Source organism: Pseudomonas sp. AM4(2022), from assembly GCF_036346515.1.
GTDB classification, from domain to species: Bacteria; Pseudomonadota; Gammaproteobacteria; order Pseudomonadales; family Pseudomonadaceae; genus Aquipseudomonas; species Aquipseudomonas paracarnis.
In genome coordinates, this window is sequence record NZ_JAOTNW010000002.1 from 342,067 (window position 1) to 357,969 (window position 15,903).

The window sequence follows — 15,903 nt, forward strand, 5'->3', positions numbered from 1 at the left end:
GCGACACAGTTAAGCTGCGCTCACTTTGTTGGAGTTCATGGAATGCTGACCCTGGGAAACATCTTCGTCTTGATGCTGCTGGCAACCGGCGCCGCCTGGGTTTGGCACAACCACGGCCTGCGTGAACGGGCGTTGGCGCGGGTCAAGCAGCATTGCGCCAAGCTCGATATCGAGCTGCTTGACGGTGCCGTAGCGCTCAAACGCATCGGTTTCGTCAAGGATGCCAATGGCCGCCGACGCCTGGCGCGCATCTATAATTTCGAGTTCACGGTAACCGGAGAAACCCGGCATGCCGGGGTCATCACCCAATTCGGCGCCCACAGCGCGCAGATCGAACTGGCGCCCTACCCGTTCGAAACCAAGGAGCCGCTACCCAGCGCCGAGATCATCGAATTGAGCCAGTGGCGCCAGGACCACGCCAGCAAGAAACATCAGTAACGGCAGGCTGCCAGGGCGCTCTGCAATGCGGCCACGTCCTGTGGTGCGCTGAAGATCAATTCAACACGTGAATCGCGCCGCCAAGCGCTGGGTTGCCAGTGCAGTGGACTGTTATCCACCGCGTTGGCGGACACCCAGCCGTCAACACTGTGGATAACCAATTTGGCCCGGCGCCAGCCCAAACTCGATAGCCACTGATGCAGACGGCTAACATCGAATCGCTGGCTTGGGTGCCAGCGCCAGCCGATGCTCCAGCCGCCCTCCTGGCTCTGACTCAGACAGATCGGCAGCCCCGGGTCGCTCCAGATCGCCGGCATTTGCCCCACCGCTTCAGGCACGCCGAAATTATCCACAGCTACTTGGGCCTGTGCTTTCAAACCGGGCAACCGGTCGAGTGGCAGCTGCGCCTGGCGTGTCCAATGGAGCGGGCAATCGGGTAATTGCGCTTCAATCGCCTGACATTGCCCCGCGGTCAGCGTCTCGTCCTTGTTCAACACCAGCAGACCGGCACTGGCCAACGCCTCCTGTTGTGCCTGCGGCAATGGCCTGCCCGCTGCTAAAGCCTGGGCATCGAGTACCAGCACGCAAGGCTGAACGGCCAGCACGTCTTGCCATGGCGCCTGCCGCAGTTGCTTGAGCAATTGCGCCGGATGGCCCAGGCCTGAGGGTTCAATAAACAGCCGGTCCGGCTTGGCCTTACGCAACAAGCGGCCCAGCCCTACCTGGAACGGTGCGCCGTTCACACAACACAAACAGCCGCCCGCCACCTCGCCCAGGGCGATACCGTCATCGTCCTGGGTAAGTAAGGCAGCATCCAGGCCGATCTGGCCGAACTCGTTGATCAGCACCGCCCAGCGCTCGTTGGCCGGGCGCTGGGCAAGCAGGTGCTTGATCAGGCTGGTCTTGCCGGCGCCCAAGGGCCCGGCAATCACATGGGTAGGAATGTTCTGCAGCATAAGAGGCATGGTTCAGGCCGTTTAGAGCGTTTGATCCTACGCGGTTATGCCAGCCAATCCAGCGTCAGGATCAACCGTCGTTCATCGGCCTTGAGCGCCGGCGAGCGGTGGATCAGGCCATGCCCTTCATTGCCATGCCATTTGGTGCCTTTAAGCAGCGCCACCTCACCGCAATGGATCTGCTCGATGCGCTCCGTGGGCTCGGCATCCACCTGGCTCAATGCGCGCCGGTCCATGACGCCTTCACGCAACCATTGGCTGCCGATACCGGCGTAGGTGGTGATCAGCCGAACCGGTACGTGATCGACGTGAAAACGCGGGCACATGGCCTTGTCCAATAGCCGTAGACGCACGCCGATGCGCTTGGCGCCCAGCAAGCAGGCGAATGCACTGATCAGCCACGACACATCGGCGATAAACCCATCGTAGCCTTCAAGATCGCGACAGCTGGACGCCAAACCCTGCAAGTTCGGCACGGAGTCTTCGCTAACCAACTCGACCACCAAGGACTCGGCCAAGGGTTCATTGAGCGCCACCAGCAAAGCGCCAAACTCAGCGATATGCAGGGGCAGGTGGCGCTGCCAGATGGCCAGGTTGACGCCGTCATTGAGGATATCGGACAGCGCCAGCGGCGTTTCCCCATGTGTCTGGCGGATGACGGGGCGCAGGGGGATGACCGGGGCCAACATCAGGCGACCTGCTCATACCAAGGGCCAAACGGGTCGGGCAGCAGGCGCCAACCTTCGACACCCAGGGCCATTTCTTCATCGTTGAGCAAGCAGGCGTCCAACTCGCTACGCATCTGGGCGAAGTCGATGTTTTGCCCGATAAACACCAGTTCCTGACGGCAGTCACCCGTGCTCAGCTGCCAGTTAGCCATGATCGCCGCCACGCTTTCCTCGTCCTGAGGCCACTGGCTTTTCGGCACAAAGCGCCACCAACGCCCGGCAAACCCATGGCGCATCAAGCCACCCGCCTGGGACCAACTGCCCGCATCCTGATGTTTGCTGGCCAACCAGAAGAAACCCTTGGAGCGCAACAGCTTGCCGTTGACCCAGGGGCGGTCGATAAAGTCGAAAAAGCGCTGTGGATGGAAGGGCCGGCGCGCACGGTAAGCGGTGGACGCTATGCCGTATTCTTCGGTTTCCGGCACATGCTCACCGCGCAACTCCTGCAACCAGCCCGGTGCCTGGGCGGCGCGTTCGAAGTCGAAACGGCCAGTGTTGAGGATCTTGTTCAGCGGCACTTCGCCCATGACCATCGGGATGATTTCCGCCTGGGCGTTGAGGCGCTCGAGGATCGCCATCAGTTCTTCGCGCTCGCGGCTGCTGATCAGGTCAATCTTGCTGATCAGGATGACGTCGGCGAATTCGATCTGTTCGATCAACAGGTCGGTGATGGAGCGTTCATCCTCCTCACCGAGGGTTTCGCCCCGTGAAGCCAGGCTTTCGGCAGCCTGGTAGTCGAGCAGGAAATTCATACCGTCGACCACAGTGACCATGGTGTCCAGACGTGCAATGTCGGCCAGGCTTTGCTCGTTTTCATCGCGAAACGTGAAGGTTTCGGCCACGGGCAAAGGTTCGGAAATACCGGTGGATTCGATCAGCAGGTAATCGAACCGGCCTTCCTTGGCGAGCTTTCCTACCTCTTCAAGCAAGTCTTCGCGCAAGGTGCAGCAGATGCAGCCATTGCTCATCTCCACCAGCTTTTCTTCCGATCGATTGAGCGTGACATCACGCTGCACTTCGCTGCCGTCGATGTTGATTTCGCTCATATCGTTGACGATCACCGCCACCCGCAGGTTGTCGCGGTTGCGCAGGACATAATTGAGCAGCGTGCTTTTACCGGCACCGAGAAAGCCGGACAACACGGTCACAGGGAGACGATTGGGCATCAGGTATTCCTCATCAAGGTTGGCCGGTCAAACTGCCCGTTTATGGCGTTCGCGCAGCTCTTCACGTTCTTTGGCTTCGATACATAAGGTGGCGGTGGGACGCAGCAGCAGGCGTTGCAGGCCGATGGGCTCGCCGGTTTCACGGCACCAGCCGTATTCGCCACGGGCCAGCAATTCCAGGGCGTCGTCGATCTTGTCCAACAGCTTCTTTTCACGCTCCAGCAGGCGCAGTTGCCATTGGCGTTGCTCTTCGGCACAGCCGATATCCGCCAGGTCGCTGTTGGTTTCCTGCTCGCGCAGCGCCTGGAACTGCGCGTCGATACGGGCTTGCAGGTCATCACGCTGAGCCAGCAACAGTTCGCGGAAGAAGCGCTGCTGGGCCTCATTCATGTAGTCGGCCGCTGGTTGGGCCAAAAGATCGTGTTCGGTCATGGGAAGCGGTTCGCGGGTCGGGCTGTGCTTTTATGTTATATTATAACAATACAAATAAGCCAATCCCTCTTGCTCGCCGCGACGAAGGGCGCAATGCTGGTCACCTGCCTATGTTGAGAACCTCGATGAAATACCTGCTGTGCGCGCTGCTATTGGCAGTCGCCGGGCCTGCCTGCGCCCAGGCACCCAGCCTGTTGGCCAAGTGCACACGCAGCGCCAACCTGCTGGCGTGTGTGGACCCGTTGGGCAATGCCTATAGCGTGGCGACCGTCGGCAGCACCACCTACCTGCGCGGTTTCGAAGTGATCGGCAAACGCTATTGGGCGCAGACCAACAGCCGGTATGGGCAACTGACGTTCTTTACCGGGTTGGCATCGGATGGCGAGGCGTGGGTCGGCTACACGCGGCGCGTGGGCTGGACCACCATCAACCGGTTCTCCAGCTCAGGCGGCGCCAGCGCCAAGTTCACCTGCAGCCGAATGACCGGCTGTTAGGCCTGGCTGTTTTTCTGCGCCTGCACCCAGGCCATGTAGCTGTTCATGGGTGGGTTCTTCTGAAAGTAACGCTTGAGTCCTTCGAAAAGGCCATCCGCCACCGCCTGTTGATGACGCGCCGTGACAAGCCGCTGGGCATCGCGCGCGTTGGAAATGAACCCCGTCTCCACCAGGATCGACGGTACGTCCGGTGACTTCAGCACGGCGAACCCGGCCTGCTCCACACGTTTCTGATGCAGGCTGGTGATGTTTTGCAGGCTGCCCAATACCGAGCTGCCCAGCTGAAGGCTGGAGGCGATGGTCGCATTCATCGACATGTCGAGAATCACCCCAGCCAGCATCGGGTCCTTGTCCTTCAGATTGAGCAAGGTGGTGGCGCCCAGCAAGTCGGCGCCATTTTCGCGTTGGGCCATGAAACGAGCCGTAGCCGAAGTGGCGCCCCCTTCAGACAATGCATACACCGAGGCGCCCGACGCGGTCAGCCGTGGCGCGGCGTCGGCATGTACCGAGATAAACATATCGGCCTTGTGTTTACGGGCGATGTCCACGCGCTTGCGCAGCGGCACGAAGAAGTCATCGTTGCGCACCAGTTTTACGTCAAAACCCTTTTCGCGCTTCAAGCGTTTAGCCAACAACTGAGCAATCGACAGCACCACATCTTTTTCGCGCTGGCCTTTGGAGCCAATGGCACCTGGGTCTTTGCCGCCATGGCCAGGGTCGACCACCACGATGATGTCGCGCTTGGGATGCACCTTGTCTACCGGCGCCACCAAGGGTGCCGGCTCAGCGGCGATTTGACGGGGCGCACGGGTCGCGTTGGTCAAATCCAACACCAGGCGATGGCCTTGGCCCTCCTGGGGCGGCAGCACGAAACTGTTGAGCTGCATGGGCTCGACCAGGTCCAGCACGATGCGCGTATCGCTCTTGCCGAAATGCCCGGAACGGATCGAGGTAATCCCACTGTTCTTCAACGCCAACTGGGAAAAGTCGCCGCTGAGCCCAGCGCCACTCAAGTCGATGATCAAGCGGTCAGGTGAGGTCAGGGAAAAGGTCTTGTATTGCACCGGGCCGCTGAGGTCGAACACCAGGCGCAGCTTGTCCTCCGAGCGCCAGAGGCGTGCATTGCGGATCTGCGTGGCGTGAGCCCCCAAAGGCAAGGCAAACAAGGGGCTGACCAGCAGCAGGTTGAGGAGCTGACGTCGGTGCATGGCATATACCGCAGATAAAGGAGCGTCCCTACTCGATATGACTGAACAAAGGCTGGAGCAGAAAATTCATCGTAGCTCGTATTGTTATACTATAACATGTCGAATTATTTCCAACGATGGACCTGCTTATGAACGCGCTGACTCTGCCGGATATTGCCGCGCAGGCTTCACGCCAAGCCTTGCCACTCGACTGGGTGGGGATGTGCGGCATCGCCTTGCCGATCCTGATTGACGGTCAACACCTGGCCGCCACCGCTGATGCGGGCGTAAGCCTGGACGACGGCACGGCCCGTGGCATTCATATGTCACGCCTGTATCTGGCTCTGGAAATGCTCGATCAACAGCCGCTGACATCTGCACTGCTGCGTAATGTACTGCAGCGTTTTCTCGACACACATGAAGGTTTATCTAAGAACGCTTACCTGCGCATCCACACCCAGTTGCTGCTTAAACGCCCCGCCCTGGTCAGCCCGTTAGCCGGCTGGAAGACCTACCCGGTAAGCATCGAAGCGCGCCTGGAAAACCAGATGTTCCACGTGGAACTAAAAATCGACGTTACTTATTCCTCAACCTGCCCTTGCTCCGCCGCCCTCGCCAGGCAGTTGATTCAGCAGCAATTTGTGGATGATTTCGCCAACACGCCGTTACAGCATGAAGCGGTGCTGGCCTGGCTCGGCAGTGCCGACGGCATCGTCGCCACACCCCATAGCCAGCGCAGCAGCGCGCAGTTGCACGTCCACCTGCAAGGTACTGACCTGCCAATAGTCGACTTGATCAACGCTGCCGAAGCCGCGCTCGGCACCGCCGTACAAACTGCGGTGAAACGCGCAGACGAACAAGCCTTCGCCCTGGCCAACGGGCAGAACCTGATGTTCTGCGAAGACGCCGCACGCCGCCTGAACCTCGCCTTGAAACGCTCGGATGCCATCAAAGCCTTCCACCTCAAAGTGATCCACGCCGAAAGCCTGCACGCGCACGATGCCGTGGCTGAAAGCCGCTGGACGAGAGACTTTGCATGATCACCTGTAACTCTTTGCGCTGGGGTGTCCCCGGGCAACCGCTCACCCCGGCACTGGATTTGACCCTGGAAAAAGGCAGCCTCACCGGCATCATCGGCGCCAACGGCACAGGCAAGAGCAGCCTGCTCAAAGTCATCGCCGGCCTGCAAAAACCGCTGGAGGGAAAGGTCATTGTGGATGTTCCACGCCGTGGCGGCCTGGCCTTCCTGCCCCAGCAGCAACACTTGGACCGCCAGTTCCCCATCAGCCTGCAAGAGCTGGTCGCTGCCGGTTTCTGGGGCAACCGGCACACCGCGCAACAACGCAGCCAACGCCTGCAAGCAGTACTCGAAGACTGGTGCCTGACTGGCTTGGAACACCGACCGTTGATGGCGTTGTCCGGCGGCGAATTGCAGCGCGCCCTGCTGGCACGCATGAGCCTGGCCGACGCACCTGTCCTGCTGCTCGATGAACCTCACGCCGCCCTCGATGAGGACGGCCAGGCGCTGTGCTGGAAACACATCCATGCCTGGCACAACGAAGGCCGCACCCTGGTGATCGTCTGTCATGACCTGGCCTCCGTACGTCACCACACCCAGCACGTACTGCAGATCAAAAACACCGGCTGCGTATTCGGCCCCAGCAAAGAGCTGATCCGCCCGCAACCGCAGATGCAGGTGGCCTGAATGCACTTCACTGCCCACTTATGGATGCCGTTTCATGAGTTCGTCTTTATGCGCCGCGCACTCATCGGCGGTTTGGTACTGGCTTGCAGCACCGCGCCGCTAGGAGTGTTTCTGATCCTGCGGCGCATGAGCCTGATCGGTGATGCGGTGGCCCACGGCATCCTGCCCGGCGCCGCCCTGGGTTTCTGGTTCGCCGGGCTGAGCCTGCCCGCGCTGACCCTCGGCGGCCTGGGGGCGGGCCTGAGCATGGCCGGCTTGGCCGCGTGGATCACCCGCCGCACCGGCCTGCGCGAAGACGCCAGCCTCGCCGCCATCTACCCCATTTCTCTGGCCGCCGGCGTGCTGATCCTGGGTCTTGCCGGCAAGCGCCTGGACCTGCTGCATCTGCTGTTCGGCTCCGCCCTGGCCGTGGATCAAACCACCCTGACCTGCATGCTCTGGGTCTCGGGTTTCAGCCTGATCGCCATAGCGCTGATCTACAGACCGCTGCTGCTGGACACCCTCGACCCGCTGTTCCTGCAAACCGTCAGCCGCCTCGGCCCCCTCGCCCATGGCGTGTTCCTGACCCTGGTGGTGCTGAACCTGGTGATCGGCTTCCAGGCGATCGGCGCGTTGATGGTGGTCGGCTTGATGATGTTGCCGGCCATCGCCTCACGCTTCTGGAGTCGACGCCTTCCAGTGCTGATCGCGGTATCGGCGCTGCTGGGATGCCTGTCGGTGTGGTTGGGCCTACTGCTGTCGTTCTACTACTCACTGCCCAGCGGCCCGGCCATCGTGCTGGTGGCGGGCGCTGGGTATTTGTTGTCCGTGGTGTTCGGTCCGGTGCACGGTTTGTTGCGCCGCCCGCCTTTGCTTACATCCCAATGAGGTGTTTCCCGATGCGCGCTCTCCTCGTGCTGTTCAGTCTGCTGCTGCCGCTTTCGATGGCCCACGCCGCCGACAAACTCCAAGTGGTCACCAGCTTCAGTATTCTCGATGACATCACCCACCAGATCGGTGGCGAGCATATCCAGATCAGCAACATGGTCGGCCCGGATGCCGATGCCCATACCTATGAACCCACGCCGGACGACGCCAAGGCACTGCTCAAGGCCAAGGTCATCATCAAAAACGGCCTCGGTTTCGAGCCGTGGCTGGACCGCCTGGTCACCAGCACCGAAACCAAGGCAACGGTGGTCACCGCTAGCAAAGGTGTGATTTCCCACACCATGGACGAGGATGGCGAAACCATTCCCGACCCGCACGCCTGGCACAATCTGGCCAATGCCGAGATTTATGTGAGCAACATCACCAAGGCCCTGGTGGCCGCCGACCCTGCCAACAAAACCGCCTACCTGCGCAACAGCCAGGCCTACCTCAAGCAAATCCATAGCCTGCTGGACGAGGCCAAGGCCAAGTTCGGCGCCCTGCCACCGGGTAACCGCCGCATCGTCACTTCCCATGACGCTTTCGGTTACCTGGGCCAAGCCTATGGTATCCAGTTCCTCGCGCCCCAGGGCTTGTCCACCGAACGTGACCCTTCGGCCGCTGAAGTTGCCGCATTGATCACCCAGATTCGCAAGGACAAGGTCAAAGCCGTGTTCATGGAAAACATCAAAGACTCGCGCCTGCTCAAGCAGATCGCTGACGAAAGCGGCGCACAGATCGGTGGCACGCTGTACTCCGACGCCCTCGCCGCAGAAGGCCCGGCCAGCACATTCATCGGGCTGTTCGAATACAACCTCAACACCCTGTGCGCCGCACTGAGCCAGCCATGATCCGCAAAAATCCTTCGGGCGATCTACCGGTGATTGCCGAATCGGCCTACGTCGACAAGACCGCGATCATCTGCGGCAAAGTCATCATCGGCGAGAACGTATTCGTCGGCCCCTACGCAGTGATCCGCGCCGACGAAGTCGATGCCAGCGGCGCCATGGACCCGATCACCATCGGCGCCAACTCCAACATCCAGGACGGCGTGGTCATCCACTCCAAGTCCGGCGCAGCGGTGACCATCGGCGAATTCACCTCCATCGCTCACCGCTCCATCGTCCACGGCCCCTGCACAGTGGGCGACCGCGTGTTTATTGGCTTCAACAGCGTGCTGTTCAATTGCGCCGTGGGCGATGGGTGCGTGGTGCGCCACAACTCGGTGGTCGACGGCCGCGACCTGCCCGCCGCTTTCTACGTGCCCTCCACGACGCGTATCGGCCCCAACACCGACTTGTCGCAATTCCCGCCGGTGAGTGTCAGCGCCTCGGAGTTTTCCGAAGACGTGGCACGTACCAACGTCGACCTGGTGCGCGGCTACAAAGCCCTGCAAAACGAGTTCTGAACCATGAGCCGCCTGCTGATCCGCAACGCCCGCCTGGTCAACGAGGGCCAGGTATTCGACGCCGACGTACTGATCGCCAATGGTCGTATCGACAAGATTGCCGCCAGCATTCAAGGCGATAACGAACCGGTGGAAATCGATGCCAACGGCCAGTGGCTACTGCCAGGGATGATCGACGACCAGGTGCACTTTCGCGAACCCGGCGCGCCGGAAAAAGGCAGCTTCTACAGCGAATCCCGCGCGGCAGTGGCCGGCGGTATCACCAGCTTCATGGACATGCCCAACACCAGCCCGGCCACCCTGAACCTGAACGCCCTGGCCGATAAAAAGCGCCGCGCCGCACTGCACTCAGTGGCCAACTACGGCTTTCATTTCGGCGTGAGCAACGACAACCTCGACATCGTCGCGGCCCTCGCTCCTCGTGAAGTGGCGGGGGTCAAAGTGTTCATGGGCGCCTCCACCGGCAATATGCTGGTGGACGACCCGCGCATTCTGGAGCGCCTGTTTGCCGAGGTGCCAACCATTCTGCTCGCTCATTGCGAGCACACGCCGAGCATCCTGGCCAACGAGCAGCGCCTGCGCGAACGCTTCGGCGAGCATATTCCCGCCGTGGCTCATCCGCTGATCCGCGATGCCGAGGCCTGTTATCGCTCGTCATCGTTTGCCGTGGAATTGGCCAAACGCCATGGCACGCGTCTGCATGTGTTGCACCTGACCACCGCTCGCGAACTCGCGTTGTTCGAAGACAAGCCCCTGGCCGACAAGCACATCACCGCCGAGGTCTGCCTGCACCACCTGCTGTTCGATGACCGCGATTACCATCGCCTCGGTCACCAGATCAAATGCAACCCGGCGATCAAGACCCGGGCCGACCGCGACGCGCTGCGCCTGGCGTTATTGAGTGATCGTCTGGATGTGATTGGCACCGACCATGCGCCGCATACTTGGGCGCAAAAACAGTTGGGCTATCGGCAAGCGCCTTCGGGCTTGCCTTTGGTGCAGCATGCCCTGCCGGCGTTACTGGAGTTGGTGGCCGACGGGCATTTGCCCCTGACCACTTTGGTAGCCAAGACCAGCCACCGCGTGGCCGACCTGTTTGCCATTGCTGATCGCGGCTACGTGCGCGAAGGCTATTGGGCCGACCTGGTACTGATCAAACCGGAGCCTGCCGGCAAGCCGGTCAACAGCCAGCCTATTCTCGCCCGCTGCGGCTGGACACCCTTTGCAGAGCGCAGCTTTCGCCACAGCGTGAGTACCACACTGGTCAGCGGCCACCTGGCCTGGCACAACGGCCAGGTGGTCAACAGTTGCCAGGGCTTGCCCCTGCAGTTTGGGCGTTAAGCGCGGGGTTTGACCGAACCGCAATCGTTGCCCAGCCACTGGGCGTGGCTGTCCAGGCTACCCTTCTGCTGGATCCCGGTGGCATTGAAGGTACCGTTGACGCTGGTGGTGAATTCTTTCTGGCTCTGGAACGTTGCCACGCCAGTGCCTTGGGCTTTCGGGCAGCTGAAGCGGAACTTCCACTGGTTGCCGCTCTTGTCGGTGACCTCCTGTTTGCAGCCCGATTGAGGGTCGGTCAGGGGGATCGAATCGGAGGCCACCTGAGCCGGGGTCAGGCACACCTGTACGCCTTTACCGGCCATGTTGATGCCTTGTTTTTCGAGCATGGCGCGCTGTTCAGGGGTCATCTGTTGCTTGAGTTGACCGAGGATCAGCGACAAGTCCGGCAGGTCCTGGTTATCGACTTTCATATTGCTGGTGGTCAATTCCCACAAGCCCGGCGCCAGCATCTGCGCCTGCGCCGCCACAGGCAGCGACAAACCAACAACCATGGCCAAACCAAGCAGACGAGCATTCATCGGGTAACTCCTGGGTAATTGTGGGCGTTAGACGTCGTAAAGCAGCCAGTGTTGCATGGCAAATAAAATAGCGACATTCACAGCCGTTCATGGTCTGTTACGCACTGGACTGCCCGGAGTTACGTCGTTCATGGATTTCTTTGGCCCGCACTTGCTCGCCTACGTCATTGCCACGCTGCACTTTCTCGGAACGCTCGCCGCGATCCACGCAGTACTGACCGTGCGCACCGCACAAGGCTCGATCGCCTGGGCGTTGTCACTGATGTTCATGCCCTACCTGACGCTGATCCCCTACCTGATTTTCGGCCGCAGCACGTTCGACGCGTACATCCAGGCCCGTCGCCAGGCCAACCAGGAAATGCACACGGCCATCACCGAATTGAACTGGCGCCCGTGGGTGGAGGAAGCGCTCGCGGCGCGCAACTCCAGCGCCTACGCCTCCCTGCGCGCCATGCCCAAGCTGGGGCGCATGCCGTGCCTGGCCAACAATGAAGTGCGCCTGTTGATCAATGGCGATGCCACTTTCGGCGCGATCTTTGAGGCTATCCGTAACGCAAAGACCGCCGTGCTGTTCCAATTCTTCATCATTCACGATGATGAACTAGGCCGCCAATTGCAGGCTCTGCTGAAGGAAAAAGCCGCCCAGGGCGTGGCTATTTACGTGTTGTACGACCGCATCGGCAGCCACGCCCTGCCCCATCGTTATGTGCAAGCGCTGCGTGACGCTGGCGTGCAGGTCAAGGCATTCGCCACCCGCAGTGGCTGGCTTAATCGCTTCCAGGTCAACTTCCGTAACCATCGCAAGATCGTGGTGGTGGACGGCATCACCGGGTTTGTCGGCGGGCACAACGTGGGTGACGAATACCTGGGTAAAAAGCCGCCGTTGGCGCCATGGCGCGATACCCATGTGCAGGTCACAGGCCCAGTGGTGGCGTGCCTGCAGGAGTCGTTTGCCGAGGACTGGTTCTGGGCCGCACGGGAACTGCCGCCGCTGATCCTGCCGGACGCCTACCCGGAAGACGGCGTGCTCTGCCAGTTGCTCGCCAGTGGGCCAGCGGACCCTTATGAAACCTGCTCGCTGTTTTTCGTCGAGGCCATCCATGCCGCGACCGAGCGGGTGTGGATCACCAGCCCGTACTTCGTCCCCGACGAGGCGGTGTTTGCCGCCCTGCGCCTGGCGGTATTGCGCGGAGTCGATGTGCGCCTGCTGCTGCCGTCACGGCCCGACCACCGCATCGTATATGCCGCATCCAGCCTGTACGCCAACGAAGCGGTGCGAGCGGGCGTGCGGGTGTTTCGCTACACGCCAGGCTTTTTGCATCAGAAGGTGGTGTTGGTGGACAGCGAAATCAGCGCCATTGGCAGCGCCAACATGGACAACCGTTCGTTCCGGCTGAATTTTGAGGTAATGCTGCTGACGGTGGATGAAGCCTTCGCCAGCCAGGTTGAACAGATGTTGCTGGATGACTTTGCCCTGGCCCATGAAGTCAGCCAGCAAGAAAGTCGCGAGACCCGTCGCCTGCAACAACTGGGGATGCGCATTGCGCGCTTGATCTCCCCCATCCTCTAACCGCCAACACAAAATTAATGTAGGAGCGAGCTTGCTCGCGAAAAACTCACAAGCGCCGCGTTCATTCAGCAAGTACGCGTTATCGTTGACGTTTTTCGCGAGCAAGCTCGCTCCTACAGTTTTGAGCGTGATCAGCGGTAGAGATCTTCCCGCGTCCACGGCAGTTCATGCCCGCCATCGGCATGGGGTTTCACTGCCAGTATCTGGTGCAGGTTGATCCAGCCTCGGGCAAACGCATAAGCGCAACCGGCCAGGTACAGCCGCCAGATGCGTAGCGCCTGTTCCGGCACCATCTTCGCCGCTGCTTCCAGGTTGTCTTCCAGGCGTTCGCTCCAATGGTCCAATGTGCGGGCGTAATGCATACGCAGGCTTTCGACATCGACCACTTCCAGCCCTGCTTCACTGATCTGGGCGGTCATCATCGCCAGGTGCGGCAGTTCGCCGTTAGGGAACACGTAGCGCTCGATAAACTCGCCGGCGCCACGGCCTACGGGGCGGCCGTCGGTGTGCTTGGCGGTAATGCCATGGTTCATCACCAGGCCACCTTCACGCACTGCGCCGAACAGGGTCCGGCAGTACTGCGCCAGGTTGGCGTGGCCGACGTGTTCGAACATGCCCACGCTTACCACTTTGTCGAAACGGCCGTCCTGGGGCAGGTCGCGGTAGTCGAGTAATTGCAGGTCAACCTGGTCTTCCAGGCCTTCGGCTTTCACCCGCTCCTTGGCCAGCGCCAGTTGTTCCTTGCTCAAGGTGATACCGAACACCTTGACCCCGAACTCCCGCGCGGCATAGCGCGCCAGCCCGCCCCAGCCACAGCCCACATCGAGTAGATACTCACCCGGCTGCAGCCGCAACTTGCGGCACAGGTGGCGGAATTTGTCTTGTTGGGCCTGGTCGATCGACTCGCTGCCAGTTTCGAAATAACCGCAGGAGTAGGCCATGTCCTGGTCCAGCCATAGCTGGTAGAACTCGTTGGACAGGTCGTAATGGTAGGAGATGGCCGCGGCGTCAGTGGCCTTGTCGTGGATCGAGCGCACCGGACGACTCTCCTCGTCGTCATCGACCAAGGCGTGACTCAACTCGTCACATACCCTGATCACTTCGGTGATGGAGCCTTCCAGCTCCAGCTTACCCTCGACGAAGGCTTCGCCCAGTGAGTCGAGCGTTGGATGGGTCAGCCTAGATACAACCGTGGGGTCCTTGACCACGATGGTGACACTGGGCTCAGGGCCCAAGTTGAATTCATGGCCGTCCCAGAGTCGAAGACGCAGCGGTAGCTGAAGATTCTGTAAGGCCGGTGGAAGTTGCGCGAGCATGAGTAATCCCCCCTTGTTTCAGACGTCTGCTGTGAGGGTAGACCATGCCCAACAAAGTAGGAAGCTATCGAATGAATAACCTCCTTCTATGGCGCGCGGCGCTCGAGCAAACCATCCTGGATCCACTGTTTCAGCCAAGTGGCCGCTTGCAGCGACGCCCCCTCTGCATAAGTGACCGCGAGCTCAGTACACAGTTCTGAAAAATTCCAACCCATGGTCACCATGCCCGACAGTGCACAGGCTTCAGCAGCGTCCAGGCTGCGGTAGTGGCAGCGGTTCTCGTAGCGCCACACCAGGCAGATTTGCGCCGGGTCCAGCGCCTGGCTGCCGGGGAAGCCGGATTCATCCTTGCTGGCTCGCCAGATCGCCACCGTGTTGAAACGGCAAAGCAGTTGCTGCACCGAAGGCGCCAGCGCAACCCGCAAGGTCGGCCAGTCCTCAGGCGCCAGGTGCGCCATATCATTGAGGGTCAGCGGCTCCCCCTGAGGTGCGTCAAACGCCAAGGTAAACGCCCACTCCAGGCGTGCCAACTCAGCCAAAGGCGCACTTTGCGCAGCCATCAGATGCTCAACGATAAACATCGCAAAGCGCTCGCCCACCCAGCGCACGCTGTAATGGGCCGACGGATAACGGCGGATGTAGGACTCGGTCAGTGAGCAAAACTCCTCATCTCCAAGCCAATACCAGATGGCACCGAAGTCATGGCGCAGCACCTCTTGCAGTCGCGACAGGTAAGCGTTGTGGTAAATCGCCAGGCCGGTGTCCACATCCAATGTCGGCCCTCCCAGCAAGGTGGCGGCAAAGCCGCTGTTGGCCGCGGGCGCTTCGGATAATAGATGCTGTTCAAACGCCAACTGCCAGTCGATCAGGCGCATAACACTCTCCGGGCCAAGGCGCTGGCACCCAACTCACGGGCTTTGTTCAACTCGGTGAGCAACTCTTCGAAGGGCGGAAAATGGTCATCGCGTTCCAGCAAGGTCGACACCGGCCCCAAATGCTCCAAAGTTTGCTGATACAGCGCCCACACCGGGTCGCACACTGGATGGTCATGGGTATCGACCACATAGTCGCCATAGTCCATATGCCCCGCCAAATGCAGCTGACGAATGCTTTCGGGTGGCAGGTTGCGAATGAAGGTCCAGGCATCAAAACCATGGTTACGTGCGCTGACGTAGACGTTGTTGACGTCCAGCAGCAACTGGCAGCCGCTCAGGTGGGCCAAGGCGTTGAGGAACTCCCACTCGGTGAATTCATCCGCCTTGGAACGCACATAGCTGGAGACGTTTTCCAGCACCAGCGGGCGCTGCAACACGTCCTGCACCTGACGTACACGGTCGGCCACGTGGTAAAGGCTTTCTTCGGTGTAAGGCAGGGGCAACAAGTCATGTAGCTGGTGCGCACTACCGCGGCTCCAGCACAGGTGATCGGAAATCCATGCCGGCTGAATGCGCTCTGCGAGCTGTTTGATGTGGTTCAGGTAATCCATATCGAGGGCATGCGGCCCGCCGATGGACAACGACACACCGTGCATCACCAAGGGGTAACGTTCGGCTATCGCATCCAGGTAGTACAAGGCCTTGCCGCCCTGTACCAAGTAATTTTCGGAGATCACTTCGAACCAATCCACGGCCGGCGACTGTTCAAGGATCTGGTGGTAGTACTCACTGCGTAAACCCAGGCCGTAACCCAGACTTGGAAGGGACGCGGACATGACTCACTCCTGGGCAAAGTGTCCGCA

At 60.6% G+C, this 15,903-nt stretch carries 18 protein-coding genes; 9 read left to right on the forward strand and 9 right to left on the reverse strand.

What is annotated here, in order from left to right; genetic code table 11:
- The first annotated feature begins 42 nt into the window (after positions 1–42).
- A complete protein-coding gene (locus ODQ19_RS03865; protein WP_003195752.1) occupies positions 43–438 on the forward strand; it encodes a DUF3301 domain-containing protein in 396 nt (131 codons plus the stop codon).
- Here the strand turns inward: ODQ19_RS03865 and ODQ19_RS03870 are convergent.
- From ODQ19_RS03870 to dksA, 4 genes are read right to left on the reverse strand one after another with little or no spacing between them, the layout of a single operon-like run.
- Positions 432–1,394, reverse strand: a complete 963-nt coding sequence (locus ODQ19_RS03870; RefSeq protein WP_330209437.1) for a CobW family GTP-binding protein — start codon at positions 1,392–1,394, stop codon at positions 432–434. The two genes, ODQ19_RS03865 and ODQ19_RS03870, sit on opposite strands and share 7 nt — an antisense overlap.
- Before the next feature lie 44 nt (positions 1,395–1,438).
- Positions 1,439–2,083 carry a DUF1826 domain-containing protein gene (locus tag ODQ19_RS03875; RefSeq protein WP_330209378.1) on the reverse strand — a complete coding sequence of 215 codons (645 nt, stop codon included), beginning with the start codon at positions 2,081–2,083 and terminating at the stop codon, positions 1,439–1,441.
- Positions 2,083–3,288: a zinc metallochaperone GTPase ZigA gene (gene zigA / locus ODQ19_RS03880; protein ID WP_116668480.1), complete on the reverse strand. Its 1,206-nt coding sequence runs from the start codon at positions 3,286–3,288 to the stop codon at positions 2,083–2,085. Before zigA ends, ODQ19_RS03875 begins: the two co-directional genes overlap by 1 nt.
- A 27-nt stretch (positions 3,289–3,315) precedes the next feature.
- Positions 3,316–3,720 carry an RNA polymerase-binding protein DksA gene (gene dksA, locus ODQ19_RS03885; RefSeq protein WP_116668479.1) on the reverse strand — a complete coding sequence of 135 codons (405 nt, stop codon included), beginning with the start codon at positions 3,718–3,720 and terminating at the stop codon, positions 3,316–3,318.
- 125 nt (positions 3,721–3,845) lie between these two features.
- On the opposite strand from dksA, the gene ODQ19_RS03890 reads away from it, so the two are divergent.
- Entirely contained in the window at positions 3,846–4,214 is a 369-nt protein-coding gene (locus tag ODQ19_RS03890; protein WP_034134107.1) for a hypothetical protein, read from the forward strand.
- Here the strand turns inward: ODQ19_RS03890 and ODQ19_RS03895 are convergent.
- On the reverse strand, positions 4,211–5,422 hold the full coding sequence (locus tag ODQ19_RS03895) for an N-acetylmuramoyl-L-alanine amidase (protein ID WP_330209379.1): 1,212 nt from the start codon (positions 5,420–5,422) through the stop codon (positions 4,211–4,213). The genes ODQ19_RS03890 and ODQ19_RS03895 overlap by 4 nt on opposite strands.
- 128 nt (positions 5,423–5,550) lie before the next feature.
- Here ODQ19_RS03895 and folE2 point away from each other — a divergent pair, with 128 nt between their 5' ends.
- The 6 genes from folE2 to ODQ19_RS03925 are packed head-to-tail and all read left to right on the forward strand — an operon-like array spanning position 5,551 to position 10,761.
- The gene (gene folE2, locus ODQ19_RS03900) at positions 5,551–6,441 is read left to right on the forward strand and encodes a GTP cyclohydrolase FolE2 (RefSeq protein WP_330209380.1); all 891 of its coding nucleotides are present in this window, start codon (positions 5,551–5,553) and stop codon (positions 6,439–6,441) included.
- Positions 6,438–7,106: a metal ABC transporter ATP-binding protein gene (locus ODQ19_RS03905; protein WP_330209381.1), complete on the forward strand. Its 669-nt coding sequence runs from the start codon at positions 6,438–6,440 to the stop codon at positions 7,104–7,106. The genes folE2 and ODQ19_RS03905 overlap by 4 nt, the downstream gene beginning before the upstream one ends.
- Positions 7,107–7,973: a metal ABC transporter permease gene (locus ODQ19_RS03910; protein ID WP_330209382.1), complete on the forward strand. Its 867-nt coding sequence runs from the start codon at positions 7,107–7,109 to the stop codon at positions 7,971–7,973.
- Between the two features lie 11 nt (positions 7,974–7,984).
- Entirely contained in the window at positions 7,985–8,863 is an 879-nt protein-coding gene (locus tag ODQ19_RS03915) for a metal ABC transporter substrate-binding protein (RefSeq protein WP_034134111.1), read from the forward strand.
- On the forward strand, positions 8,860–9,420 hold the full coding sequence (locus ODQ19_RS03920) for a gamma carbonic anhydrase family protein (RefSeq protein WP_005792581.1): 561 nt from the start codon (positions 8,860–8,862) through the stop codon (positions 9,418–9,420). Before ODQ19_RS03915 ends, ODQ19_RS03920 begins: the two co-directional genes overlap by 4 nt.
- 3 nt (positions 9,421–9,423) lie before the next feature.
- A complete protein-coding gene (locus ODQ19_RS03925) occupies positions 9,424–10,761 on the forward strand; it encodes a dihydroorotase (RefSeq protein ID WP_330209383.1) in 1,338 nt (445 codons plus the stop codon).
- On the opposite strand, the gene ODQ19_RS03930 is transcribed toward ODQ19_RS03925, so the two are convergent.
- Positions 10,758–11,279 carry a DUF3617 domain-containing protein gene (locus tag ODQ19_RS03930; RefSeq protein ID WP_014720569.1) on the reverse strand — a complete coding sequence of 174 codons (522 nt, stop codon included), beginning with the start codon at positions 11,277–11,279 and terminating at the stop codon, positions 10,758–10,760. The genes ODQ19_RS03925 and ODQ19_RS03930 overlap by 4 nt on opposite strands.
- 130 nt (positions 11,280–11,409) lie before the next feature.
- Between ODQ19_RS03930 and cls the strand changes: the two genes are divergently transcribed.
- A complete protein-coding gene (gene cls, locus ODQ19_RS03935) occupies positions 11,410–12,849 on the forward strand; it encodes a cardiolipin synthase (protein ID WP_116668471.1) in 1,440 nt (479 codons plus the stop codon).
- 131 nt (positions 12,850–12,980) lie between these two features.
- Here cls and cfaB read toward each other — a convergent pair whose 3' ends face one another.
- The 3 genes from cfaB to bufB all read right to left on the reverse strand — a co-directional run bounded on the left by cfaB (position 12,981) and on the right by bufB (position 15,876).
- Positions 12,981–14,165 (reverse strand): C17 cyclopropane fatty acid synthase CfaB, encoded by a 1,185-nt coding sequence (gene cfaB, locus ODQ19_RS03940; protein ID WP_161903687.1) that lies wholly within the window; start codon positions 14,163–14,165, stop codon positions 12,981–12,983.
- An 86-nt stretch (positions 14,166–14,251) separates the two neighbouring features.
- A complete protein-coding gene (locus ODQ19_RS03945; protein ID WP_330209384.1) occupies positions 14,252–15,040 on the reverse strand; it encodes a DNA-binding domain-containing protein in 789 nt (262 codons plus the stop codon).
- Entirely contained in the window at positions 15,031–15,876 is an 846-nt protein-coding gene (bufB, locus tag ODQ19_RS03950; RefSeq protein ID WP_330209385.1) for an MNIO family bufferin maturase, read from the reverse strand. Before bufB ends, ODQ19_RS03945 begins: the two co-directional genes overlap by 10 nt.
- Positions 15,877–15,903: the final 27 nt, after the last annotated feature.